The following is a 23,496-nucleotide window of genomic DNA, read 5'->3' as shown; positions in this document are numbered from 1 at the left end:
CCCCCTCAGCCTGCCACCGCCGCGGCAAAGGCGGTGCGATAGAGGGTGGAGAGGTCGGCCATCGGTGCACGGTCGGCGCCGAAAATCACCTCGGTTCCGCCGAAGATCCCGACACGTTCGACGGGCACACCCGCAGCCGCGGCAGCGGCCTCGAGCGCTTGCGCGCCCGCCTCGTCGCAGGCCACAAGGTAACGCGCCTGATCCTCCCCGAAGAGCTGGTCAATCGCGGATTCGTCAAGCTGGATGCCAAGCCCCGCGGCTTCCGCCATCTCGAAGGCGGCAAGCGCGAGCCCGCCATCGGCAAGGTCGGTCGCGCCATGCACGAGCCGGCCATTGGCACGCAGGAACGCGCCATGCTTGCGCTCCGCGGCAAGATCCACCGGCGGCGCATCGCCGGCCTCGATGCCGAAGGCCTCGGCGGCGAGCGCCGATTGGCCAAGATGACCCGCGGTGGTGCCGATGAGGAGCGCGATGTCGCCATCGGCAGGCAGGCCCCCGATCAGCTCGTCGAGCGATGTCAAGAGCCCCACCGCGCCAATGGTCGGGGTGGGCAGGATGCCGGAGCCGTCGGTCTCGTTGTAAAGTGAGACGTTGCCGGACACGATCGGGAAGTCGAGCGCGCGGCAGGCCTCGGAGATGCCTTGAATGGCGCCAACGAACTGGCCCATGATCTCGGGTTTTTCGGGGTTGCCGAAGTTCATGTTGTCGGTGGTGGCCAGCGGCAGCGCGCCGACGGCGCAAAGATTGCGGTACGCCTCGGCCACCGCCTGCTTGCCGCCCTCAACCGGGTTCGCTTTCACGTAGCGCGGCGTCACATCGGAGGTGAAGGCGACGGCCTTATTGGTGCCGTGGATGCGCACCACACCCGCGCCAAGGCCGGGGCGGCGCACGGTATCGGCCATCACCTGCGTGTCATATTGTTCGAACACCCAGTTTTTCGCCGCATAGTTGGGCGAGCCGATCAGCGCCTTGAGCGCGGCGATGGGGGTGATTTCGGGCAGGGCCTCAAGCGGCGCGGCGGCGGGCGTCGGCACCCAGGGGCGGTCATATTCGGGCGCGGCGGACGAGAGCTTGGAGAGCGGGATATCCGCCTTGACCTCGTTGCCGTGCAGGATGAGGAAGCGATCCTCGGCGATGGTCTCGCCAACGATGGCGAAATCGAGATCCCATTTCTCGAAGATCGCGCGGGCTTCCGCCTCTTTCTCGGGTTTGAGCACCATGAGCATCCGCTCCTGGCTTTCGGAGAGCATCATCTCATAGGCGGTCATGCGCGCCTCGCGCTGCGGCACGGCATCGAGGTTGAGCTTGATACCCAAGCCCCCCTTGTCGCCCATTTCGACGGCGGAGCAGGTCAGCCCCGCGGCGCCCATGTCCTGAATCGAAATGACGGAGTCGGTCTGCATCAGCTCCATGCAGGCTTCCATCAGGCATTTTTCCACGAAGGGGTCGCCGACTTGGACGGTCGGGCGTTTCTCCTCGATCGTTTCGTCAAATTCGGCCGAGGCCATCGTCGCGCCGCCGACGCCGTCGCGCCCGGTCTTGGCGCCAAGGTAAACCACCGGCATGCCCACGCCCGAGGCGGCGCAATAGAAGATGTTGTCGGTCTGCGCGAGGCCCGCGGCAAAGGCGTTCACGAGGCAGTTGCCGTTGTAGGAGGGATGGAAGCGCACTTCACCGCCCACGTTCGGCACGCCAAAGCAGTTGCCGTAACCGCCCACGCCCTCGACCACGCCTTTCACCAGATGCGGCGTTTTGGGGTGAGAGGTCACGCCAAAGGAGAGGCTGTCCATCGCCGCAATCGGGCGCGCGCCCATGGTGAAGACATCGCGCAGGATGCCGCCCACGCCGGTCGCTGCGCCCTGATGCGGCTCGATATAGCTCGGGTGGTTGTGGCTCTCCATCTTGAAGATGATCGCCTGCCCGTCGCCAATGTCGACCACACCCGCATTCTCGCCCGGCCCGCAGATCACTTGCGGCCCGGTAGTGTGCAGCGTGCGCAGCCATTTTTTCGAGGATTTGTAGGAACAATGCTCGTTCCACATCGCCGAGAAAATGCCCAGTTCGGTGAAGCTCGGGGCGCGCCCGAGGATCTCGAGGAGGCGCTCGTATTCATCCGGCTTGAGCCCGTGGGCGGCAATCAGGTCGGGGGTGATTTGCGGCTCGGTCATCGGTTCCTCCGGCATCGGCGCGTTGCGCTTCCCTTAGTGCATGTGGGCCTTCGGGGAAAGGGGCGGGATGCGAAAAGGCGTGGCGCGCCATTTCGCGCGGAGGTTGTTGGCCTGTGCTGTTCGGGGCGCGAGGTCGGGGAGGGGGGATCGGGGCGGCGAAGGCGCCCGAGTATCCTGCTGCGCAAAAAAATGGCCGAGACAAGCTCGGCCTTAGTCCAACAGGGAGGTAGAAGGTGATGAGAGTTTCCTCGAAGCATCCCCTTCAGCGCTCGATTTATGAGCAGAGTGAAAACCGTTCAAGGGGAATCATGCTGCAGATGCGGCATGGCCGCCATGCGTTGGGGGCATGGCTTCAATGCCAATCCCTGCGGAAAACGCGGCCCACCCGCGGCGGGGCCGGTTTGCCTGCAATCAGGAGTGGAACGGCCAGCTTCCGGGCGCCATGACTCGGGAAGCCCCGGGCTCAGTCGAGCGCGCTATCGCCGGTCTGGGCGCGGCGATAGGCGAGGATCTCTTCCTGTACGAAATCGCGAAACGCGTTCACCCGGCGCGAGGAGCGGAGCTCCTCGGGATAAGCGAGGAAGACCGGCACTTCGACCGATTCGATCTCCGGCAACACCCGTTCAAGAAGCGGGAAATCAGCGGTGAGATAATCGGGCAGGACGCCGATGCCGACATGGTTCAGCACCCCCTGCAGCACGCCGAAATAGTTATTCACCATCAGCGTCGAATGGATGCCCTGCGCCATCACGCTTTGCGTTAGCTGTGCGCCCGCTTGCACCTGCGGCGTGGAGGGGTTCTGACAGATCAGCCGATGCGTGCCCATGTCGGCGAGCCGTTCGGGCCGTCCCGCGAGGTCAAGATATTCGGGGGTCGCGTAAAGCCGCATGCGGATGTTGAGGAGCCGCTTGCGGATCAGGTCGGCCTGCGCGGGCTCCTTCATGCGGATCGCCACATCGGCCTCGCGCATCGGCAGGTCGAGCACGCGCTCCTCAAGCAGAAGGTCGATTTTCAGCTCCGGGTAGCGCTCGTAAAGCTTCACCAGCCGCGGCGCGAGCCACATCGTGCCAAAGCCCACCGTGGTGGTGACGCGCAGCTCTCCGAACACTTCTTCTTCGCTGTCGCGGATGCGCGCGGCGGCGGAATCAAGTTTTTTCGCCATCGTCGAAGTGGCGTCGAACAGGAGCTCGCCCTGTTCGGTCAGGATCAGCCCGCGGGCGTGGCGGTGAAAGAGCGTCGTGCCGAGAGATTCCTCAAGTGCGCGAATTTGCCGGCTGACGGCGGATTGCGACAGGTGCAGCGCATCTCCGGCATGCGTCAGCGAGCCGGCATCGGCCACCGCATGGAAAATTCGCAGCTTGTCCCAGTCCATTCCGTTCACATCGACACCCGTTCATAGCAGTCTTGCGCTCGCTGCATACCTAAACCCTCTCGCCTTAACAAATGACTTTCGCTCAAATTCTCTGTTAGCGCCCGAACTTTTCCCGCGGCGCGACCGATCTGCACCGCTCCGGGCGGTGCTGTCGCTTTCGTGCGCGCAATAGGCGTTTATTTCCGCAGGCGAGAGGCTTAGAACCGGAAAGAGGACCGCTCGAACGGCGGCGAGAGGGAGGCAGGCATGGCGGTTGGGGTGTTCGACAGTGGGCTCGGCGGGCTGACCGTGCATCGTGCGGTCTCGAAGCGTCTGCCCGAAGTGGCCTTTTGCTATTACGGCGACAATGCACATGCGCCTTACGGGGTGCGCGACGCCGAAGACATCTTCAATCTCACCTGCAGGGGCGTCGAGCGGCTCTGGGACGAGGGGTGCGATCTGGTGATCCTCGCCTGCAACACCGCCTCGGCGGCGGCGCTCAAGCGCATGCAGGAGCGCTGGATTCCGAAGGACAAGCGCGTGCTCGGCGTCTTCGTGCCACTGATCGAGGCGCTCACCGAGCGGCAATGGGGCGACAACTCGCCCCCCCGCGAAGTGGCGGTGAAGCATGTCGCACTTTTTGCCACGCCCGCGACAGTGGCAAGCCGGGCGTTCCAGCGCGAGCTGGCCTATCGCGCGATTGGCGTGGATGTCGAGGCGCAGCCCTGCGGTGGTGTGGTGGATGCGATCGAGGCGGGGGATGAAATTCTCGCCGAGGCGCTGGTGAAAAGCCATGTCGAGGCGCTGAAGCGGCGCATGCCGCATCCCGAGGCGGCGATCCTTGGCTGTACCCATTATCCGTTGATGCAGGACACGTTCCAGCAAGCGCTGGGCGCGGAGGTGAAGGTTTACAGTCAGGCCAATCTGGTGGCCGAAAGCCTTGCGGATTATCTTGCGCGGCGCCCCGAATTCCTCGGGTCCGGCACGGTGTCGAAATATCTCACCACCGGCGATCCGGCCTCGGTTTCGGTGCATGCAACGCAATTCCTGCGCCAACCGATCCGTTTCGAGGCGGCCTGACGTCGGGAACGCTCCGGCGCGCACAGGGCAGGCGCCGCGGATGAAGGGCAGGATTTGCGGCACATGTGCCATTTCTTGCCCGCTTCCTGCCGCAATCTCGCCCAATGTCATGGTTAAGCAATCGTCACCAACCTTTTCCACATGCGGTGCAGGGCGCCTGCCCGGACCGCATCGGCCAACGCATGGGGTGTTGTGATGAACATGAAATACTGGATCTCTGCTGCCCTGATCGCGGCGGCACTTCCCGCGGGCGCGGCGACCGTGACCGAGAGCGGCAGCGGTGAATTCTCCTCGGTCTGGACCAGCCCGACGGTGATCGCCGCGGGCACCGACACGGTAACCGGCTCCGGGTCAGGCGGCGACGTGGATGTCATCGAACTCACGGGGCTCGATTCGAGTGTCACCGGCATCACCATCGATTTCTCGGCGGCGAGCTACTACAGTTCGGGCTGGTATGGCGCGGGCGGCTCCGTGCTCTACAGCACCGAACCTTTCGAATGGGCCTGGGACGGAACTTCGGCGGGTGGTTTCTCGATCGGGTATCTCTCGTCGATCTGGGGGACGATTGGCTCGCTTGAAGATACGTTGACGATTGCGCTTTCGGGGGTCACGACGCTTTATATTGCGATCGTCAACACCTATGGCTCGAAGCTGGACTATACGCTGAGCGTGAACTCGGTCGAGAGCGATCAACAAGAGCCTCTCGCTGCCGTGCCGCTGTCGGCGTCGGCCGGACTTCTGCTCACCGGGATGGCGGCTCTGGCGGCCTTCGGGCGTCGCCGCAAGGCCCGGCTGGCCTGACCGGGCAAGACGCCCAATCCGCTCCGCCATGCGGGGGGCACAGTTGCACAAGGCCGGGGCGCCGGGCGCTCCGGCCTTTGGCGTTTGAACTGCCATGCGGATTTGCCCGAAGCCGCCATCCGCTCTGGAAAAATCCGGATCGGCGCAGTATGGGCAGGTGACCTTAATGCATCGGAGCCGATCATGCAGAGCATCGCCATTCTCGGAGCTTCCGGCTATACCGGCGCCGAGCTCGTCCGGATCATCGCCACCCATCCCGGGATGAAGATCGTGGCGCTTTCGGGCGACCGAAAGGCGGGGATGAGCATGGGCGAGGTGTTTCCGCATCTGCGCCACCTCGGCCTTCCCGATCTGTGCAAGATCGAGGAGATCGATTTCTCGGCCGTGGATCTCGCCTTCTGCGCGCTGCCGCATGCCACCTCGCAGGCGGTGATCAAGGAGCTGCCGCGCACGCTCAAGGTGGTCGACCTTTCCGCCGATTTCCGGCTGCGCGATCCGGCGGAATACGAAAAGTGGTATGGCAAGCCCCATGCCGCGGTGGAATTGCAACAGGAAGCCGTTTACGGGCTGACCGAGTTCTACCGTGACGAGATTCGCGCTGCGCGGCTGTGCGCAGGCACCGGCTGCAATGCCGCGGCCGGGCAATATGCGATCCGGCCGTTGATCGAGGCCGGCGTGATCGAGCTTGACGAGATCGTGATCGACCTCAAAGCGGGGGTTTCGGGGGCAGGGCGCAGCCTGAAGGAAAATCTTCTGCATGCTGAGCTTTCGGGCGGCACCATGCCCTATTCGGCGGGCGGCAAACATCGGCATTTGGGCGAGTTCGATCAGGAGTTTTCCAAACTCGCGGGGCGCCCGGTGCTGGTGCAGTTCACCCCGCATCTGATGCCCTTCAACCGCGGTATTCTGGGCACGGTCTATGTGCGCGGGAATGCTGAGGAAATTCACGCCACGCTGGCGGCGCGCTATCAAGGCGAGGTGTTCCTCGAGGTGCTGCCCTTTGGCCAGCTTGCCTCGACCCGTTCGGTTGCGGGCTCGAACTTCGTGCATCTGGGCGTGACGGGTGACCGGCTGCCGGGGCGCGCGCTTGTCACGGTGGCGATCGACAACCTCACCAAAGGTTCCTCGGGGCAGGCAATCCAGAACGCCAACCTGATGCTCGGCCTGCCCGAGACGATGGGGCTGATGCTCGCCCCGGTCTTCCCTTGATCCCGGTCAGGGAATATCTCTCGCATATGTGCCTTTGATCGCGGTGCGAACGGAAGCGGAGGAAGCGCGATGAAGAACCTCAAGAAGAAGCGGCGGATCCAGATCCTGTTGATGACGGGTTTCGCGCTGGCGCTTTCCACCGCGCTCATTGGCTACGGCATGCGCGATGGCATCAACTTCTTCCGTGCACCCTCGCAGATTGCGGCCGAACCGCCCAGCCCCGATGAGGTGTTCCGGCTTGGCGGCTTGGTTGAGGCAGGCACGCTCCAGCGCGGGCAGGGCGAGACCGTGACCTTCGCGGTGACCGATGGCGGCGCCACGATCCCGGTGCGCTTCACCGGCGTGCTGCCCGATCTCTTTGGCGAGAACAAGGGCATGGTCGGCACTGGCTCGATGGTCGATGGCGTCTTCGTGGCCAGGGAGATCCTCGCCAAGCATGACGAGAATTACATGCCCAAGGAAGTGACCGACGCGCTGAAGGAACAGGGCGTCTACCGCGCCCCGAACAGCTGAGCGCACGGCGCGTCTGCGCGCCGTTAATCTGATTTCGCGAGCCTCTCCCCACCAGTTCGGGAGAGAGGCATGAAATCGGTTGAAGAGATTGCACGGGAAATCGTCGTCCGTGAGGGCGGCTATGCGGACGACCCGGATGACCCGGGCGGGGCGACGCATCACGGTGTGACGCTCGCCACGCTGCAGGGGCTCGGGCTTGATCTGACCGGGGACGGCACCGTCGATACCCGCGATCTGCGGCGGTTGAGCGCGGACCAGGCGGTCGAGATCTTCGTCAAGCACTACTACCACCGCCCGAGGATCGACCTGTTGCCGCAGGCGGTGCAGGCGTCGGTCTTCGACATGCAGGTGAATGCGGGCGCGCAGGCGATCCGGATCCTGCAGGAGCTTCTGGGAAGCCTGGGCGAAACCGTGGCGGTCGATGGTGCCGTCGGGCCGAAGACCGTGGCCGCGGCGCGCGCGGCCGCCGCGCCCGACCCCACGCTTTTTGCCGATGCCTACGGGATCGCACGCCGCAACTATTACTACGCGCTCGCCGACCGCCGCCCGGCGAGCCGCAAATATGCCACCACCCGGCGCGGCACCAAGGGCGGCTGGATCCTGCGCGCCGAGGAGTTCATTTCGCCGCGCTTCCATCTGAGCGCGGCCCAGCATCGCGAACGGGTGGCGCAATGGGGCTGATCGGCCGGGTTCTGGGCGGGGGCGCGGCCACAACTGCGCTGGGCGGCGCGGTGACCTCGGTCGCCGAGGTCTTCACGCCGAATGCCACGAAAAAGCTCGAGGCCGATGCGGCCGCTTATCTCGCGGCGCTCAACGAGCACGGGGCGGAGTTTCAATATGCAAGTCCCGGTCTTTTCGACCGCTTCGTGAACGGGTTGAACCGGCTGCCGCGGCCGATGCTCGCGCTCGGTACGCTCGGGCTCTTCGTCTATGCCATGATCGATCCGGCGGGGTTTTCAGCGCGCATGGTGGGCCTCAACCAGGTGCCCGAGCCGCTCTGGTGGCTTTTGGGGGCGATCGTCAGTTTCTATTTCGGCGCCCGCGAGGCCTATCATTTTCGCAACCGCACGCCTGTTGCCGCGGCCTCGTCACCCGCGGCGCCTCCGCCCGGTGCGGAAAACGCCGCGCTTGCAGAGCTGCTGGCAAAAGCGCAGTTCTGATCAGAACTGCCGGGTGGGGCGGTCGAACACTTTCCGCCCCATCAGGGAAGCGACCAGATCGACCATCAGCCGCGCGGTGCGGCCGCGTTCGTCGAGAAACGGGTTCAGCTCCACGAGATCGAGCGAGGAGACAAGCCCGGATTCGTGCAAAAGCTCCATCACCAGATGCGCTTCGCGGAAGGTGGTGCCGCCGGGCACGGTGGTGCCGACGGCTGGCGCGATCGAGGGATCGAGAAAATCGACATCGAGCGAGACATGGAGGAGGCCGTTTGCCGCCGCCACCTTGGCAAGAAATTCGCGCAAGGGGGCGCCGATGCCGCGCTCGTCGAGCACGCGCATATCGGCGATCTCGACGTCTTCGGGGATCAGCGCGGCCTGTTCGGCCTCATCGACCGAGCGAATGCCGAGCATGCAGATCCGCTCTCCGGGCACTGGCGTGGGGAAGGGGGGGAACATCTCGAAGCCGCTGCGCCCCGAGATATAGGCGACGGGCGTGCCATGCAGATTGCCCGACTGCGTGCTGGCGAGCGTGTGAAAATCGGTGTGCGCATCGAGCCAGAGCAGGAACAGCGGCCGCCCGAGGGCCCTGGCATGCGCGGCCACACCGGCGACCGAGCCGAGCGAGAGCGAATGATCGCCGCCGAGAAAGATCGGGAAGCCCTCGGCCGCGGCGGTCTGCCCGGCGGCGGCGAGCACTTCGGTCCAGCCGACCGTCTCGGCCAGATGGTGCACGGCGGGGTTTGCATGCGCCATCGGCGGGTGAGGAACGGGCGCGCAATCGCCGCGGTCGATCACCTTATGGCCAAGCGAGGTGAGCGTCTCGGCGAGCCCGGCGACGCGATAGGCGGCCGGGCCCATCAGACAGCCCGCCCGTTTCTGCCCGCTGTCGACAGGCGCCCCGATCAGGATACAGATCTGGCTCATGGCGCTCTCCTTTGGCTCTGAACTAGAGCGGTCGGGCAGAGAAAAAAGGGGCGCGCCCGCTCAGTCGCGCCGCCCCGCGAACCGTTTGGCCCAGTCTTCCCGTTCCTCGTCGGTGATCTTGCGGAACAGGTTTTCGGGCACGGTGAACCTGTGCCCGGCCGGAAGCGCGCGAATCGCGGTATCGAGATCCTCGGGCCAGGACCAGTCCTCGCAATCAAGCGCGGTCATGATCGCCTGCGCCGCATCGGGAATGAAGGGGCGCGAGAGCACCGCGTAAAGCCGGATCAGATTGAGCGCGAAGGCGATGATGCCGCGCGCGGCCGCCTCGTCGGTCTTCACCACGCTCCAGGGCGCGGCGGCCTGCAGATATTCGTTGCCCAGCACCCAGAGCGCGCGCAGCTCTTCCGCCGAGCGGCGCACCTGAATCGCGTCCATCGCCTTGACGTAAGCCGCGAGGCCTTCGCTGAACTGGGCCATCAGTGCCGTCTCGCGCTCGCCCAGCACCACCTCGCTCGGCACTTCGAGCCCGAACTTCGCGTTGCAGAACTTGGTGACGCGGCTCACGAGGTTGCCGAGCACATCGGCCAGATCCTTGTTCACCGAGCTTTGGAAATTCTCCCAGGTGAATTCGGCATCGGCGCTTTCGGGCGCGTGGGACAAAAGCCACCAGCGCCAGTAATCGGCGGGCAGGATACTGAGCGCCTGATCCATGAACACGCCGCGACCGCGCGAGGTGGAGAACTGGCCGCCGTCATAGTTCAGGTAGTTGAAGGACTTGATGTAATCGACGAGCTTCCAGGGCTCGCCCGAGCCGAGGATCGTCACCGGGAACCCGAGCGTGTGGAAGGGCACGTTGTCCTTGCCCATGAACTGGGTATAGGTCACGTCTTCTGCGCCTTTGTCGGTGCGCCACCAGCGCGCCCAGTCGCCGCCTGTCGCATCGGCCCATTCCTGGGTGCCGGCGATATATTCGATCGGCGCGTCGAACCAGACGTAGAAGACCTTGCCTTCCATGCCTGCCCAGGGGGCGCCCTCGAACTGCGCGGGCACGCCCCAGCTCAGATCGCGGGTGATGCCGCGATCCTGCAGCCCCTCGCCGTCGAAGAGCCATTTCCGGGCAATGGAGGTGGTCAGCACCGGCCAGTCGGTTTTCGAGTCGATCCAGTCCGCGAGCTTTGCTTTCATCGCGGATTGGCGCAGGAACAGGTGCTTCGTCTCGCGCATCTCGAGATCGGTCGAGCCCGAGATCACGGAGTGCGGGTTGATCAGATCAACCGGGTCGAGCTGCTTGGTGCAATTGTCGCACTGGTCGCCGCGTGCGGATGTATAACCGCAGTTCGGGCAAGTGCCCTCGATATAGCGGTCGGGCAGGAAGCGGCCATCGGCCACCGAATACATCTGCTTTTCCGTTACTTCGCGGATCAGCCCCTGTTCGCCCAGCACGCGCGCAAAATGTTGCGTCAGCGCGTGGTTTTGCGGCGAGGAGGAGCGGCCGAAATGGTCGAAGCTGAGCCGGAAGCCGGCGGCGATCTCCGCCTGCACGTCATGCATTTCGGCGCAGTAATCGGCGACCGGTTTGCCCGCCTTGGCGGCAGCAAGCTCGGCGGGGGTGCCATGCTCGTCGGTGGCGCAGATGAACATCACGTCATGGCCGCGCCCGCGCAGATAGCGCGCATAAAGGTCCGCAGGCAGCTGGCTCCCCACGAGATTGCCCAGATGCTTGATGCCGTTGATATAGGGAATCGCCGAGGTGATGAGATGCCGCGCCATGACCTTGCCTCGCAGTTTCGAACCCGTCGCGTCGGCCCCGTTTGGGGTCCGCGCCGCGATGGTTGTCGCCGTTTAGCCTGCAAGCGCGCCCGAGGCCAGCGCCTTTTGCCCGAAATCGGTGCATCAAAGCCACGCCCGCCCCCTGCGACAGCACGTCGGATCAAGAGAACACGAATTCGTTTGCGCTCACGGAGGGAACCAGTCACAACCCTAGAGTGTGCTTGACGAGTGTATCGGACCCCACCCGGATACTTGCAACGGATCCAACATGGATATCACCTGGCCCTTCCGTGGCGCGCCCGCCGACGGTGTGATTGGCGTTGACGCATTCGGGCGAATCGACTTCGCCAATGCCGCTGCGGCGGCCATGTTTGGCTATCTCGAAAGCGAGATGCTGGGACAGATGATCAATGGCCTCGTCCCCGAATGCACAGCCGATCCGCGCGCGGGCTCTCCGGCCGCCGAGCCTTTCGCCAATGCGACCACCCCGCGGCTCAGCCGCTTGCCCTTCCTGCCGCATCCGGCGGCAAAGTCCGGCTATGGCGCGAGCCCCTTGCGGCTGTTGCAGGCGCGCCATCGCGATGGGCATGATTTTACGCTTGAGGTGAGCGTCCGGCACAACCCCGCAAGTGGGCGTCTTTTTGCCTTCGTGCAGCCCGCCGAACCCGCCGAGGGCCGGATCGGGAACGAGATCGAGGCGCAGTCCCGGCGCCCGACCCCGCCCCGGCAGGTCACGACCCGGCTGCCCACGGCAGAGGCGTTGCGGGCCGATCTCGACAGGCTTCTGGAGACCACGAAGACGCGCGGCGATGCGGTCTGCGTGGTTCTTGTCGATGTGGCCCAGCTTGGCCGCTACCGGGCGACGGAAGCGCGGCGCAATGCCGAGATGCTTGACCTCGCCTGCGCCACCCGGTTGCGCGGCGCGCAGACGGAGCGGATCCGACTGTATCAGACTGGGGAAAACCGCTTTGCCTATCTCGTTGCGCTGAGCGAAACCCAGCAAACACCCGAAGCGGCGCTGGCCGCGATCGGTGCGCTCATGCAGGAGCCGTTGCGGCTCGGCGCGCATATGTTGCATCTTGAGGCGGCGATCGGTCATGCCAGCGCCCCCGCGGCCGAGGCCGATGCCGAGGCGCTGCTCTCCGATGCCGGGCTCGCGCTCACGGCTTCACAGGAAAACTGCAACCGTCCCGTAGCCTATGATCCGGCGCTGCGCCGCCGGGTGGAGCATTGCAACCGCGTGCTGCTCAATCTGCGTCAGGCGATCGAGGCCGGCGAATTTGAGTTGCATTATCAGCCGCAAGTCGCGCTTGAGACCGGCGCTGTGGTGGCGGTGGAGGCGTTGCTGCGCTGGCGTCATCCCGACTGGGGGCTTCTGATGCCGGGCAGCTTCATGGAGGTGCTCGGCGCAAGTGATTTGTCCATTCAGGTTGGCGAATGGGTCTTGCGCGAGGCCTGCACGCAGGTGGCGGAATGGAACCGCCGTCTTGCGCATCCGCTGACGATTGCCGTCAATGTCTTCCCGCGCCAGTTCGACCCGGCGATCTTGCCCGCGCAAGTGCGCTCCGTGCTTGCCGAGACCGGGCTTGAGCCCTCCCGGCTCGAGGTGGAAATCACTGAAGACATCGTTCTTGCCAGCGCCGCCGAGCGCGAGGTCGAGGTGCTGGCGGCGCTGCGCGGGCTCGGCGTCGGACTGGTGCTTGACGATTTCGGCACGGGCTATGCCTCGCTCGCCTCGCTTGCGCGCCACAAGGTCGACAAGATCAAGATCGACAAGAGCTTTGTCGATGGACTCGGTGCGGGTATGGCCTATCGCGCGATCCTCGAATCGATGCGCAATCTCGCGGTGACACTCGGGCTCGGCACGGTCGTCGAGGGGGTGGAGAACGAGGCCGCGGCGGCGCAGATGCGCGCGCTTGGCTTTGATGTGGGTCAGGGCTATCTGTGGGGGCGCCCCTTGACGGCACGGGCCTGTGCCCATCGGCTCGGCCTCGTCAGGGGAGGCGCACTCATCGACGTGCAGGACGACGGCTTTCAGGACTGACCCGGGCCCCGAGGGTCAGAACAGCAGCTTGTAGCTGTTCCCGCGCGTATCTGTGACGGTGCCGGTGCCGCTTTGCGTGCCCGAGCCCATCACGAACGTGCCCTCAAGCCGGGAGCCGTCCTTGCAGACCGCGTAGAACTCACCCGAGTTCACACCGCCCACATCGGAGGTGGAATTGGTGTATTTGCCGCCAAGGCTCTTGATCCCCAGCGAGAAGCCACGCTCGTGCGTGGTCACCCGCGGTGCCACGCTGGTCCAGGTGCCGGTGCAGCGCGTTTTCGAGGGTTTGGGAAGGCGGAAGGCAATCTCGCCCGAGGTCTCGGTATTGTTGCTCAGCGTGACCGGGATCAGTTTGGAGGGATTGGCGGCCGCAATCGGGCCAGAAAGCGGGTAAAGCCGCATGTCGTCGCCACCGCCACAGGCCGCCAGAATCAGGATCGGAGCGAGAAACAGGCAAAAGCGGCTGGGGCTCAAGTTATCCTCCTGCATGGACCCGGCCTCCGGCCGGAGGCCCGGGGAAGGTTGGCGCGACTTAGAATTCGATCACCCGGAGCTGTCAACCGTCAAATCCATGTTCCCGCAACCGTGACGATAGCGCCCCGGGCACGGGGTTGATAAGAGGGGGAGGGGAGGTGCGGATGGACCAAGCCGATCAGATGATGTGCGCGATGTTCGAAGCGGCGGTGGCCGCGGCGCAACCTGCAATCTGCCTGCCGCCGTTTCTGCCGCCCTATCCTGCCGCGGGGCGGCTTCTGGTGATCGGTGCGGGCAAGGCCTCGGCGGAGATGGCGCGGGTGGCGGAAGCGCATTATGACCGCCCGCTCGAAGGGCTTGTGGTCACCCGGTATGGCCATGCCGTGCCCTGTGCGGGCATCGAGGTGGTTGAGGCGGCCCATCCCGTCCCAGATGCCGCCGGGGCCGCGGCGGCGGCGCGGATGCTGCAGATGGTGCAGGGCCTGCACCCGCAAGACAGGGTCCTGTGCCTGATCTCGGGCGGCGGCTCGGCGTTACTGGCGCTGCCCGCCCCGGGGGTGAGCCTTGAGGAGAAACAGGCGATCAACCGCGCGCTCCTGCGTTCGGGCGCGACGATTTCTGAAATCAACTGCCTGCGTCGGCATCTCTCGGCGATCAAGGGCGGAAGGCTTGGGGCCGCCTGCGCGCCCGCGCAGCTTGTCACGCTCCTGATTTCCGATGTGCCGGGCGATACGCCGTGCGATATCGCGTCGGGGCCGACGGTGGCCGATGCGAGCACCTGTGCAGACGCGCTCGCCCTTCTTGAGCGTACCGGTATTTCCGTCTCGGACACGATTCGCACCGGACTCGGGACGGGGCGGCTCGAAAGCGTGAAACCGGGCGATCCGCGGCTCGCGGGGAACACGGTGCATCTGGTGGCCACACCTCAGGCCGCGCTGGAGGCGGCTGCCCTGCAGGCCCGCGCGCAGGGGTATGCGGTGCATATTCTTGGCGATGCGATCGAGGGCGAGGCGCGCGAGGTGGCACGGGTGATGGCTGGCATCGTGCGGCAGATCCGCCGCCGCGCGCAGCCGTTCGAGGCGCCCTGCGTGCTTCTTTCCGGCGGGGAAACCACGGTGCGGCTCACCGGTTCCGGCATGGGCACCGGCGGACGCAATGTCGAATTCCTGCTTGCCTTCGCGCTCGCGCTTGAAGGGCTTGCGGGAGTGCATGCGCTCGCTGCCGATACCGACGGGGTGGATGGTTTGGCCGAAGTTGCCGGTGCCCGGATCGGCCCCCGTACGCTTGCACAGGCCCGCGCGCAGGGGCTCGACCCCCGCGCCATGCTTGAGGCAAATGATGCGCACAGCTTTTTTGCCGCGCTCGGCACGCAGTTGATCACCGGTCCGACGCGCACCAATGTCAACGACTTTCGGGCCATCGTGATCGATCCGGCGCCCCCCTGCTGAGCAGCCCCGTCCCGGCGAACTTATCGTTAAGGATCCGCCGCTACTATGGCCCGCGGAACCCTTCGGGAGCGTGATATGTCCATTCTGGTTATCGATGACGAAGCCTCTGTCCGCGAGGCGTTCCGATTGCTGTTTTCCGCTCCGGCCCGAAGCCAGGCCGCCTCGCGCGCGGATGCGCTGGCAGAGGAGTTGTTCGGGGGGCCGGCCGCGGCGGCAGGGCCGGGCGCCGGCGCGACGGAGGAGCCGCCCTTCTGCCCGCCGATCGCCTTTGCCGCGCAGGGCCTTCAAGGGGTGGAGATGGTCGCCGCCGCATTGCAGGCGGGCACGCCCTTCAAGGTCGCTTTCATCGACATCCGCATGCCGCCGGGCATCGACGGGCGCGAGACCGCGCGCCGGATCCGCGCGCTTGACCCGGATCTGAATATCGTCATCGTCTCTGCCTGGTCCGACCATTCGGTGACAGAAATCACCGCCGTCGCCGGCCCGGCCGACAAGATCTTCTACATCTGCAAGCCCTTCGAGGCCGAAGAGGTGCGCCAGATGGCGCGCGCGCTGATCGAGCGCTGGGACAATGACACGCGCCAACTCACGCTTCTGCGCAGCAAGATCGCCGAGCTCGCCGCCAGCGAGGCACGCGCACAGCACATGGCCAACCATGACTTCCTGACCGGGGCAGCGAATCGCATGGCGTTTCAGCGCACCCTGTCCGACCGGCTCGACTTGGGGCCGCGCGCGATGTTCGTGGCCTTCCTCGATCTCGATCACTTCAAGCATGTCAACGACACATTCGGCCATGATGCGGGCGATGCGCTCCTCAAGCTCGTCTACGCCGCGCTCAACGAGGCGGCGCCGCAAGGGACGCTTGTGGCCCGGCTCGGGGGCGACGAATTCGGCATCCTGTTCGAGGGCATGACGCCGGAGGCGGCGCAGGCGGCCTGCGGGGATCTCGTGAGTGCCTGTTCGGGCAGTTTCACCGTGTTCGGAAATTCGGTGCATATCGGCGCCTCCTGTGGGCTCGTCGATTGCGACAGCCATGCCGATTACGAAGCCGCGGACCTGCTGCGCTATGCCGATCTGGCGCTTTTTGCCGCCAAGGCCGATGGGCGGCAGACGGTGCGGCTTTTTGACAAGCAGCTCGATGCCTCCCAGCAGTTCCGCCAGCGCATCGAGGCGGGGCTCTTCTATGCGCTCGCGAATGACGAATTGCTGATCCATTACCAGCCGATCGTGGCGAGCGGTTCGCTCGACGTGATCGGTTATGAGGCGCTTTTGCGCTGGAACAGCGCCGACTACGGCGCGGTGCCGCCGAGCGTCTTCATCCCGATCGCCGAAGAAAGCCCGGTGATCATCGCGCTGGGCGACTGGGTGGTGGAGCGGGTGTTGCGCGAGGCGCGCGGCTGGCCCGACAAGTTCACCTCGATCAACTTCTCGCCGCGCCAGTTCAAGCGCCTCGATTTCGTCGAGCGGCTCGCGGCGCAGGCGCGCGCCAATGGCATTCCGCCCGCCATGATCCAGATCGAAGTCACCGAAACGGCGCTTCTGTCGCATGTCCGGCATGCGCAGAAGATTGTCACCGAGCTGCGCGCGCAGGGCTTCCGCATCGCGCTCGACGATTTCGGGACAGGCTATTCCAGCATCTCGCATCTGAAAGATTTCGCCGTCGATTGCATCAAGATCGACCGCAGCTTCGTGGATGGCATGAGCAGCGACCGTCAGTCTGCCGCGATTGTCAACGCGCTGGCCCAGCTTGCCAACGGGCTCGGGATCCAGATCGTTGCCGAAGGGGTGGAGCGCGAGGATCAGATGGAACGATTGCGGGCGCTCGGTTGCTCGCATCTGCAGGGGTTCCTGTTCGGGCGCGGCGCCGAACCCGAGGCCCTGGGGCTCGACATCCGCGCGCAGGGCGCGTGAGGCAAAACCGATGACCGGGGACCGGAGCGCAGCGACCTCTTCGCGCCGCTGGCACTGGCGGGGCTGGCGTGGCGGCAACCTGCGCGCAGCGCTCCTTGCCGATCTGGCGCTGGCGGGGCTTTTGGCGACCTTGATGATTGCGGCGGTGCTCACCGTGATCGTGCAGCACAGCATTGGTACGCTGGAACGCGCCGAAGTGGCGCGCAGCATCGAGCGGGTGCAGGCCGCGCTGGCGACCGAGCGCATCGGCACCGAAGCCCATGCGCGCGACTGGGCGATCTGGGATGAGAGCTACGATTATCTGCGCGGGTTCGACCACGGCTTCGAACAGCGCAATCTGAACGATGATTCGCTGCGCAACGCCGAGATCAGCTGTGCCGCCTTCGTGCGGTTCGACGGGCGCGGGGCGCATGCGCTGTGCTACGATTTCGCGACAGAAGTGGAAGGGATCGAGGACGAGGCAGAGGAAGAGCTTGTCGATCCGGATCTCACGGCGGCCTTTATGGCGCGGTTGCGCGAGCCCGGCGTGATCGAGACGGCGCAAGCCGGGCCGTCGAACTCTGGGTTCTGGGCCGTGGGGGGGCAGCTTTACAGCCTCGCTTTTGCCAAGGTGCTCCGCTCCGATGGTTCGGGGGACGAGAACGGGTTTCTGGCCTTCGCGCATCTGATCACGCCCGAACATGTGTCCGAAGCCCTTCAGATGAAGGCGCATTTTGTCTTCGACGGCGTTTCCGACCTGTCCCACGAGCACGCGCAAAAGGACTGGTTGCTGGTTTCGACACCCGTGAACGGAAGGGCCGGGCAGCCGATCGCGATGGTCCATTTCGAGATGCCGCGCAGCCTGTTGCACGCGGGTCAGCAACTGCGCAACCTGCTGATTGCGGTGCTGATCGCGCTGATTGCGGCAAGCATGACGCTGCTTGGGCGACGTCTTTCCACTCACGTGATCGGCCCGATCCAGGCATTGCAGACCCATGTTGCCGACAATCGCGCCAGCGGGGTTCTGACGCCGTTCACGGGCCCGCCACGGCGCGACGAGATCGGGGCGCTGCTCGCCGAGTTCAACGCGATGGCGCGCGAGATCGAAGAGCTGCGCACCGCCCATGCCGCGCAATCTTTTGCGCTCGGGCGCGAGCAGAGCATGATTGGCCTGCTGCACAATCTGCGCAATTCGCTCAGCCCGGTGAAGGTGATCTTTGCGACGCTGGGCACCCGGCTCGACACCGGCTTGCCACCTCAGGCGGCGCGGGCGCTCGCCGAGCTCGCCGATCCGCAGACCGCGCCGGAGCGTCGTCGCAGGCTTGCCGATTTTCTGACTCTCGCCCATGAGGAGGAAGCCCAGGCCCGGGCCGAGCTGCGCCAGATGGTGGCGGACGGGGCGCGCAATCTCACCGAGGCGCTGGAGATGATCCGTGCCACCCGCGATCCGGCGCCCCCCGATCAGGCCGAGCGCTGCGATCTGGCGCCGCTTCTGGCGCATGCGGCCACCGTGGCGCGCTTTGCCGATGGGGCGCAGGTCGCGGTGATGGTCGATTGCCCCGACGGGGTGACGGTGCGCGGCAACCGGGTGCTGCTCGGGCAAGTGTTCGAAAATCTTGTCGTCAACGCGACCGAGGCGATCACGGCGGCGGGGCGCGGCAGCGGCCGGATCGAGATCGTGGTGACGCCTGAACCGGAAGCGCGGCGCTGTCTGGTGCGGATCTTTGATGACGGCGACGGATTTGACACCGAGGGCGCAAAGCGGCTCTTCGAGCGGGGGTTTTCGACCCGTTCCCAAAAGCGCGGCGGGATGGGCCTGCACTGGTGCGCCAATACGCTCACCGCGATGGGCGGGCGGCTTGAGTTGACGAGCCCGGGGGCGGGGCAGGGGGCGCTGGCGCGGGTGAGCCTGCCGCTTCTGTCGGCCGGAACCTCGCGGGAGCGGCATTGACCGCGCCGGAGCCCCGCCGCCCTGTTCTCGCATACTTGGAGCCGCCACTTGCCCGGGGACACATTTGCGCGCAGGCTGGCGGTGCAGCTTGAGGTTGTGCCCGCCACGTGACGTGGCGCGGAACCGAGAGGAGGGCGCCGGATGGCAGAGAGGGAAGGCGCCGGGGAGACGGGCCGGGGCACACATATTGTCCGCGCGGTCTTCCTGACGCTCGGGCTTGGTTTCGTCGCGCTTGGGTTCGTGGGTGTGTTCCTGCCGGTGCTGCCGACGGTGCCGTTCCTGATTCTTGCGGCGGGATGTTTCGCGCGTTCCTCCGAGCGGCTTGAGGCCTGGTTGCTCGGGCATCGCCATTTCGGCCCGATGCTGCGAGACTGGCGCGCACGCGGGGCGATCCCGATGCGGGGCAAGCTGATGGCGCTAGCGGGCTCGACGCTCGGCATGGTGCTCTTTGTCACGCTGCGTCATCCCGGCCCGGTGCCGATCGCGCTGGTCGCGGGGGTGATGCTGGGCGGGCTCGGTTATGTCTTCACGCGCCCGACCGCCTGAGCCCGGGCCCGCCGCGCAGTCCCCGCGACAGATCGCGCTCTTGACCGGCCCGCGTGCAACGTGGAGCCATGAGAAAAGGTGTATCCAGGAGAGAGGTCAGGCGATGAAACAATACCTGCTGATGGAGAAATACCCGGTCTTCGATCTGACCGTGCCGAAAGCCGAGACGAGCTGTGCAACGATCGACGATGTGATGGCCAAGCTGAAGGAAAAGATCGACGCGCATCCGAAAGTGGCCTTCATCGCGCTCTTTGACCATTACGCCCATACCACCGCCATCGAGGGCACGATCGACCGCTCGATCTTCGCGGCGCAGAACATCATCTTCTGCTTCGGCGTGGCACTGCCCAATGCCCATGTTCTGGCCGTGCGCCCGCGCGCGATCGGCGTGGCCGATCTTGGCGATGCCTTCCACCTGACCTTCCTGGAGCCGCCGATGGAACTGGCGACGAAGGAAATGGAAGCCTGGTGCAAGTCGCTCGCCGATCTGAAGGCTTGAGCGCAATCGATTTCGGGAGCCCGCCGTCCGGATCTGCCGGGGCGGGCTCACGTTTTTCTCGCTCAGCGGTGATTTGCCCGAAGCCGGCGGCTGGCGCAGTCTGATCCCAACGCTGGAAGGAGTCGCCGATGCCCACCCTCACCGATACTGCCCGTGCCGCGCTGCTCAGCCCGCTCGCTTTTGCGCTCGCCTTCGGGGCCTACGCCGATGAGCCCGCGGCGATGCACATGAACCACGAGATGCCCGCCGCCATGGCCACCGCCGATGCCGCCCCCTCGACGGCGGCCTTTCTGGCGGCGAATGCGAAGATGCATGCGGGGATGGATATTCCCTTCACGGGCGACGCCGATGTGGATTTTGTCCGGGGCATGATCGCCCATCATCAGGGCGCGATCGACATGGCGCAGATCGAGATCGACAATGGCGATGATCCGCAGGTGCGCAAGCTCGCGGAAGGGATCATCGACGCGCAGCAGGCAGAGATCGACTGGATGGTGGACTGGCTCGAGAAACACGGCCAGCCCTGATCAGCTCAGGCCTCGGCGGCGATCACCGCGGCCGCGGCCTGAATGCCGCCTGCGCCATGGGGAATGGCGAGGGCCTGCATTCCCGCTTCCATCACGGCAAGCACGCCGAGCGTCATATGCGCGTTGACATGGCCCATATGGGCGACGCGCAGGAAATCTCCCGCCTCTGCGCTGCCCGGCGCCGCCATGCCCAGTCCGATCCCGAGCGTCACCCCCGCGCGGTTCTCGCACCAGGCGCGCAACCGCTCGGCACCGCCCGCGCCGATCCGCGCCGCCGTGACCGAGGCCGCCCGGCAAGATGGATCGGCGACATTGAGCCCGATGTCCCCGTCTTGTCCCCAAGTCTCGAAAGCGGTGGCGACCGCGCGGGCCAAGGCGCGATGGCGCGCCCAGACCTGCGGCAGCCCCTCTTCGTCGAGGATCATTTTCAGCGATTCCGCCATGCCAAACAGATGATGCGTCGGTGCGGTGCCGCAAAAGTGCTGGTAATAGAATTCGGGCGCGAGCCGCGGGCCCCAATCCCAATAGGGGGTGCGCAGATCCGCCGCACGCGTTTGCGCAAGCGCCTTTTCCGAGACCCAGAGGAAGCCGAGCCCGGGGGGCACCATCAATCCCTTCTGGCTCGCCGCCAGCATCACATCGACGCCCCAGTCGTCGAACCGGAATTCGTCGCAAGCCAGCGAGGCAATGCAATCGACGGCGAGAAGGGCAGGGTGCCCGGCCGCATCCAGCGCAGCACGCACAGCCGCCACATCGTTGCGGATCGAGGTTGCGGTATCGACATGGGTGAGGAACACGCATTTGATCTCATGGCCCTTGTCGGCGCGCAACGCGGCCTCGACCCGGCCCGGATCGACCGGGGTCTTGAGCCCGAAATCGAGCGCTTCGACCGTCACTCCCATGGCCGCGGCATGCGCGGCCCAGCCATGGCCGAAGCGACCGGTCTGGAGCGACAGAACCTTGTCGCCGCGCGAGACCAGGTTCGCGACCGAGGCCTCCCAGGTGCCGTGTCCGTTGGTGATATAGATCGCCACATGGCCCGTGCTCATCGCCACGCGGCGCAGATCCGCGACCACCTGTGCGGTCAGGTCAACCAGATCGCCTTCATAGATATTGGGGGCAGAGCGGTGCATGGCCGCCAACACCCGCTCGGGCATCACCGAGGGGCCGGGAATGGCAAGATAGGAACGACCATGCGCGAGGCTCATCTACATTCTCCGGTTTGGGATGGACCAGCCCTAGTCCTGCGCGCCCGGAGGGTCAACGGCGCGGGTTGTAACCGTCACAAAGCGGCGTAAGGCCCGCGCGCCTTGCTGGGAAAGCGCATTCGCGCTATGCCCGTCGCGATCCAGCCAGGCCAGAGGACAGCGTGACCGATCAGACCGACCCCGCCTATGGCTCGCGCGCGCTCTTCTCGCGGATGTGGCGGGGCTATCTGGGCCGCCACTGGCCGAAGATGGCGCTTGCGACTGTGCTGATGGCAATCGAGGGCGGGTGCCTTGGTGTGCTCAGCTGGATGCTTGAGCCGCTGTTCGACAAAGTGTTCACGCAAGGGGAATCGGGGCTGATCTGGCTTGTCGGCGGCGGCATCCTCGGGCTTTTCCTGCTGCGAGCGATCACTTCGGTTGCCTCCAAGGCGCTGCTCACCGATGTGGCGCAGCGCTCCTCGACGGCCATGCAGGTCGATCTGCTGCGCCATATCCTCAAGCTCGATCAGAGCTTCTTTCAGGAAAACCCGCCCGGCGCCCTGATCGAGAGGGTGCAGGGCGACACGCTGGCGGTGCAGGGCGTGTGGTCAACTTTCATCACTGGGGCGGGGCGCGATATCGTGGCGCTCGTGTCGCTTTTCGCCGTTGCCGTGGCGATTGACTGGCGCTGGACCGCCGCCGCGCTGATCGGCGCGCCGCTCCTGATTGTGCCGACGTCTCTCGCGCAGCGCTATATCCGTCGCAAGACCCGGCAGATGCGCGCCGAGGCGGGGGCCCGTGCGACCCGGCTCGATGAGGTTTTTCACGGCGTCGCGGCCGTGAAACTTTACCAGATGGAGGCCTATCAGATCGACCGGTTTGACCATCTGGTCGCGCGGATCCGCCAGCTGATGGTGAAGATGGCCGTGTCGCAATCGATGGTGCCGGGGATGATCGACGCGGTGACCGGGCTCGGCTTCTTTGCGGTGCTGATCCTCGGCGGTCCCGAGATCGTCGAGGGCAAGCGCACGGTGGGCGAGTTCATGTCCTTCTTCACGGCGATGGCGCTCGCCTTCCAGCCATTGCGCCGTCTTGGCGGGCTTGCGGGCACATGGCAGACCGCGGCGGCCAGCCTTGAGCGGCTTTACCGCGTGTTCGATATCTGCCCTGCCGTCGCTTCTCCGGCGTCTCCCGCCCTGCTTCCCGCCACCACCGCGGTGCGGTTCGAGAATGTGCGCTTCGGCTATGGCGCAAAACCCGTGCTGCGCGGCCTCAGCTTCACCGCCGAAGCGGGCAAGACGACGGCGCTCGTCGGTCCCTCGGGGGCCGGGAAATCGAGCGTGTTCAACCTGCTCACCCGGCTCGTCGATGCACAATCGGGCTCGATCTCGGTGGGCGGTGTGCCGGTGACGGCACTCGCTTTGCCCGCCCTGCGCCAGATGTTCGCCACGGTGACGCAGGATTCGGCGCTTTTTGACGAGACCATCCGCGAGAATGTGCTTCTGGGCCGCAAGGATGTCGATGAGGCGACGCTCGCGCGCGCCCTCGACGTCGCCCATGTGAGCGAATTCGTCGCCGCCCTGCCCGAAGGGCTCGACACACCCGCCGGGCCGCGCGGCTCGGCGCTGTCGGGGGGGCAGCGCCAACGTGTGGCGATTGCACGCGCGGTTCTGCGCGATGCGCCGATCCTGCTTCTCGACGAGGCCACCTCGGCGCTCGATACCGCCTCCGAGGCGAAGGTCGCGCAGGCGCTTTCCGAGCTCTCGCAAGGCCGCACCACGCTGGTGATCGCGCACCGGCTCTCGACCGTGCGCGATGCCGACAAGATCGTGGTCATCGTCGAGGGGCAGGTGGTGGAAGAAGGCACGCATGACGCGCTGCTCGCCCGCGGTGGTGCCTATGCGGGGCTGTGCCGGATGCAGCTTGTCGAATGAACGCCCCGTGCCATATCGGG

At 65.6% G+C, this 23,496-nt stretch carries 20 protein-coding genes; 14 read left to right on the top strand and 6 right to left on the bottom strand.

What is annotated here, in order from left to right:
- Window positions 1-5: 5 nt before the first annotated feature.
- Both purL and CRO22_RS01525 read right to left on the bottom strand, forming a co-directional pair.
- Window positions 6-2,168 carry a phosphoribosylformylglycinamidine synthase subunit PurL gene (gene purL / locus CRO22_RS01530; RefSeq protein ID WP_097068341.1) on the bottom strand — a complete coding sequence of 721 codons (2,163 nt, stop codon included), beginning with the start codon at window positions 2,166-2,168 and terminating at the stop codon, window positions 6-8.
- Between the two features lie 463 nt (window positions 2,169-2,631).
- Complete coding sequence (locus tag CRO22_RS01525; protein WP_097068340.1) at window positions 2,632-3,540, bottom strand: LysR family transcriptional regulator; 909 nt, start codon at window positions 3,538-3,540, stop codon at window positions 2,632-2,634.
- 246 nt (window positions 3,541-3,786) lie between these two features.
- On the opposite strand from CRO22_RS01525, the gene CRO22_RS01520 reads away from it, so the two are divergent.
- From CRO22_RS01520 to CRO22_RS01495, 6 genes are all read left to right on the top strand, one after another.
- Window positions 3,787-4,599 carry a glutamate racemase gene (locus tag CRO22_RS01520; RefSeq protein ID WP_097068339.1) on the top strand — a complete coding sequence of 271 codons (813 nt, stop codon included), beginning with the start codon at window positions 3,787-3,789 and terminating at the stop codon, window positions 4,597-4,599.
- Between the two features lie 195 nt (window positions 4,600-4,794).
- The gene (locus CRO22_RS01515) at window positions 4,795-5,400 is read left to right on the top strand and encodes a VPLPA-CTERM sorting domain-containing protein (RefSeq protein ID WP_097068338.1); all 606 of its coding nucleotides are present in this window, start codon (window positions 4,795-4,797) and stop codon (window positions 5,398-5,400) included.
- Window positions 5,401-5,580: 180 nt separating this feature from the next.
- Complete coding sequence (gene argC / locus CRO22_RS01510) at window positions 5,581-6,609, top strand: N-acetyl-gamma-glutamyl-phosphate reductase (protein WP_097068843.1); 1,029 nt, start codon at window positions 5,581-5,583, stop codon at window positions 6,607-6,609.
- A 69-nt stretch (window positions 6,610-6,678) separates the two neighbouring features.
- Window positions 6,679-7,122 carry a cytochrome c maturation protein CcmE gene (gene ccmE, locus CRO22_RS01505; RefSeq protein ID WP_097068337.1) on the top strand — a complete coding sequence of 148 codons (444 nt, stop codon included), beginning with the start codon at window positions 6,679-6,681 and terminating at the stop codon, window positions 7,120-7,122.
- A 69-nt stretch (window positions 7,123-7,191) separates the two neighbouring features.
- Complete coding sequence (locus CRO22_RS01500) at window positions 7,192-7,803, top strand: holin-associated N-acetylmuramidase (protein ID WP_097068336.1); 612 nt, start codon at window positions 7,192-7,194, stop codon at window positions 7,801-7,803.
- Window positions 7,794-8,282 (top strand): holin family protein, encoded by a 489-nt coding sequence (locus CRO22_RS01495; protein WP_097068335.1) that lies wholly within the window; start codon window positions 7,794-7,796, stop codon window positions 8,280-8,282. Before CRO22_RS01500 ends, CRO22_RS01495 begins: the two co-directional genes overlap by 10 nt.
- On the opposite strand, the gene rocF is transcribed toward CRO22_RS01495, so the two are convergent.
- Window positions 8,283-9,206, bottom strand: coding sequence for an arginase (gene rocF, locus CRO22_RS01490; protein ID WP_097068334.1), 924 nt, complete (start codon window positions 9,204-9,206; stop codon window positions 8,283-8,285).
- Window positions 9,207-9,266: 60 nt separating this feature from the next.
- Window positions 9,267-10,976, bottom strand: coding sequence for a methionine--tRNA ligase (metG, locus tag CRO22_RS01485; RefSeq protein WP_097068333.1), 1,710 nt, complete (start codon window positions 10,974-10,976; stop codon window positions 9,267-9,269).
- Between the two features lie 268 nt (window positions 10,977-11,244).
- Between metG and CRO22_RS01480 the strand changes: the two genes are divergently transcribed.
- Window positions 11,245-13,020: a sensor domain-containing phosphodiesterase gene (locus tag CRO22_RS01480; RefSeq protein WP_097068332.1), complete on the top strand. Its 1,776-nt coding sequence runs from the start codon at window positions 11,245-11,247 to the stop codon at window positions 13,018-13,020.
- A gap of 15 nt (window positions 13,021-13,035) precedes the next feature.
- Here CRO22_RS01480 and CRO22_RS01475 read toward each other — a convergent pair whose 3' ends face one another.
- Window positions 13,036-13,494, bottom strand: coding sequence for a hypothetical protein (locus CRO22_RS01475; protein ID WP_245860849.1), 459 nt, complete (start codon window positions 13,492-13,494; stop codon window positions 13,036-13,038).
- Between the two features lie 164 nt (window positions 13,495-13,658).
- On the opposite strand from CRO22_RS01475, the gene CRO22_RS01470 reads away from it, so the two are divergent.
- The 6 genes from CRO22_RS01470 to copM all read left to right on the top strand — a co-directional run bounded on the left by CRO22_RS01470 (window position 13,659) and on the right by copM (window position 20,355).
- A complete protein-coding gene (locus CRO22_RS01470; RefSeq protein ID WP_097068330.1) occupies window positions 13,659-14,942 on the top strand; it encodes a glycerate kinase type-2 family protein in 1,284 nt (427 codons plus the stop codon).
- 75 nt (window positions 14,943-15,017) lie between these two features.
- Window positions 15,018-16,853, top strand: a complete 1,836-nt coding sequence (locus CRO22_RS01465; RefSeq protein WP_176518513.1) for a GGDEF/EAL domain-containing response regulator — start codon at window positions 15,018-15,020, stop codon at window positions 16,851-16,853.
- A 10-nt stretch (window positions 16,854-16,863) separates the two neighbouring features.
- Entirely contained in the window at window positions 16,864-18,783 is a 1,920-nt protein-coding gene (locus CRO22_RS01460; RefSeq protein ID WP_097068328.1) for a sensor histidine kinase, read from the top strand.
- Between the two features lie 141 nt (window positions 18,784-18,924).
- Window positions 18,925-19,329, top strand: a complete 405-nt coding sequence (locus CRO22_RS01455; RefSeq protein WP_097068327.1) for a YbaN family protein — start codon at window positions 18,925-18,927, stop codon at window positions 19,327-19,329.
- Between the two features lie 103 nt (window positions 19,330-19,432).
- Entirely contained in the window at window positions 19,433-19,828 is a 396-nt protein-coding gene (locus CRO22_RS01450) for a DUF6858 family protein (protein ID WP_097068326.1), read from the top strand.
- Window positions 19,829-19,956: 128 nt separating this feature from the next.
- Window positions 19,957-20,355 (top strand): CopM family metallochaperone, encoded by a 399-nt coding sequence (gene copM / locus CRO22_RS01445; RefSeq protein ID WP_217991859.1) that lies wholly within the window; start codon window positions 19,957-19,959, stop codon window positions 20,353-20,355.
- A gap of 5 nt (window positions 20,356-20,360) precedes the next feature.
- Here copM and CRO22_RS01440 read toward each other — a convergent pair whose 3' ends face one another.
- Window positions 20,361-21,563, bottom strand: coding sequence for a pyridoxal-phosphate-dependent aminotransferase family protein (locus tag CRO22_RS01440; RefSeq protein ID WP_097068325.1), 1,203 nt, complete (start codon window positions 21,561-21,563; stop codon window positions 20,361-20,363).
- 212 nt (window positions 21,564-21,775) lie between these two features.
- Here CRO22_RS01440 and CRO22_RS01435 point away from each other — a divergent pair, with 212 nt between their 5' ends.
- A complete protein-coding gene (locus CRO22_RS01435) occupies window positions 21,776-23,476 on the top strand; it encodes an ABC transporter ATP-binding protein (RefSeq protein ID WP_097068841.1) in 1,701 nt (566 codons plus the stop codon).
- The last annotated feature ends 20 nt before the right edge of the window (window positions 23,477-23,496 follow it).

The organism is Rhodobacter maris (genome assembly GCF_900217815.1).
Lineage (GTDB): Bacteria > Pseudomonadota > Alphaproteobacteria > Rhodobacterales > Rhodobacteraceae > Rhodobacter > Rhodobacter maris.
This window is presented reverse-complemented; position numbering and strand designations above follow the sequence as displayed.

Coding starts and splice junctions, on each gene's coding strand:
- purL (WP_097068341.1), bottom strand. CDS start 2,168: ATGACCGAGCCGCAAATCACCCCCGACCTGATTGCCGCCCACGGGCTC.
- CRO22_RS01525 (WP_097068340.1), bottom strand. CDS start 3,540: ATGGACTGGGACAAGCTGCGAATTTTCCATGCGGTGGCCGATGCCGGC.
- CRO22_RS01520 (WP_097068339.1), top strand. CDS start 3,787: ATGGCGGTTGGGGTGTTCGACAGTGGGCTCGGCGGGCTGACCGTGCAT.
- CRO22_RS01515 (WP_097068338.1), top strand. CDS start 4,795: ATGAACATGAAATACTGGATCTCTGCTGCCCTGATCGCGGCGGCACTT.
- ccmE (WP_097068337.1), top strand. CDS start 6,679: ATGAAGAACCTCAAGAAGAAGCGGCGGATCCAGATCCTGTTGATGACG.
- CRO22_RS01500 (WP_097068336.1), top strand. CDS start 7,192: ATGAAATCGGTTGAAGAGATTGCACGGGAAATCGTCGTCCGTGAGGGC.
- CRO22_RS01495 (WP_097068335.1), top strand. CDS start 7,794: ATGGGGCTGATCGGCCGGGTTCTGGGCGGGGGCGCGGCCACAACTGCG.
- rocF (WP_097068334.1), bottom strand. CDS start 9,206: ATGAGCCAGATCTGTATCCTGATCGGGGCGCCTGTCGACAGCGGGCAG.
- metG (WP_097068333.1), bottom strand. CDS start 10,976: ATGGCGCGGCATCTCATCACCTCGGCGATTCCCTATATCAACGGCATC.
- CRO22_RS01480 (WP_097068332.1), top strand. CDS start 11,245: ATGGATATCACCTGGCCCTTCCGTGGCGCGCCCGCCGACGGTGTGATT.
- CRO22_RS01470 (WP_097068330.1), top strand. CDS start 13,659: ATGGACCAAGCCGATCAGATGATGTGCGCGATGTTCGAAGCGGCGGTG.
- CRO22_RS01465 (WP_176518513.1), top strand. CDS start 15,018: ATGTCCATTCTGGTTATCGATGACGAAGCCTCTGTCCGCGAGGCGTTC.
- CRO22_RS01460 (WP_097068328.1), top strand. CDS start 16,864: ATGACCGGGGACCGGAGCGCAGCGACCTCTTCGCGCCGCTGGCACTGG.
- CRO22_RS01455 (WP_097068327.1), top strand. CDS start 18,925: ATGGCAGAGAGGGAAGGCGCCGGGGAGACGGGCCGGGGCACACATATT.
- CRO22_RS01450 (WP_097068326.1), top strand. CDS start 19,433: ATGAAACAATACCTGCTGATGGAGAAATACCCGGTCTTCGATCTGACC.
- copM (WP_217991859.1), top strand. CDS start 19,957: ATGCCCACCCTCACCGATACTGCCCGTGCCGCGCTGCTCAGCCCGCTC.
- CRO22_RS01440 (WP_097068325.1), bottom strand. CDS start 21,563: ATGAGCCTCGCGCATGGTCGTTCCTATCTTGCCATTCCCGGCCCCTCG.
- CRO22_RS01435 (WP_097068841.1), top strand. CDS start 21,776: ATGTGGCGGGGCTATCTGGGCCGCCACTGGCCGAAGATGGCGCTTGCG.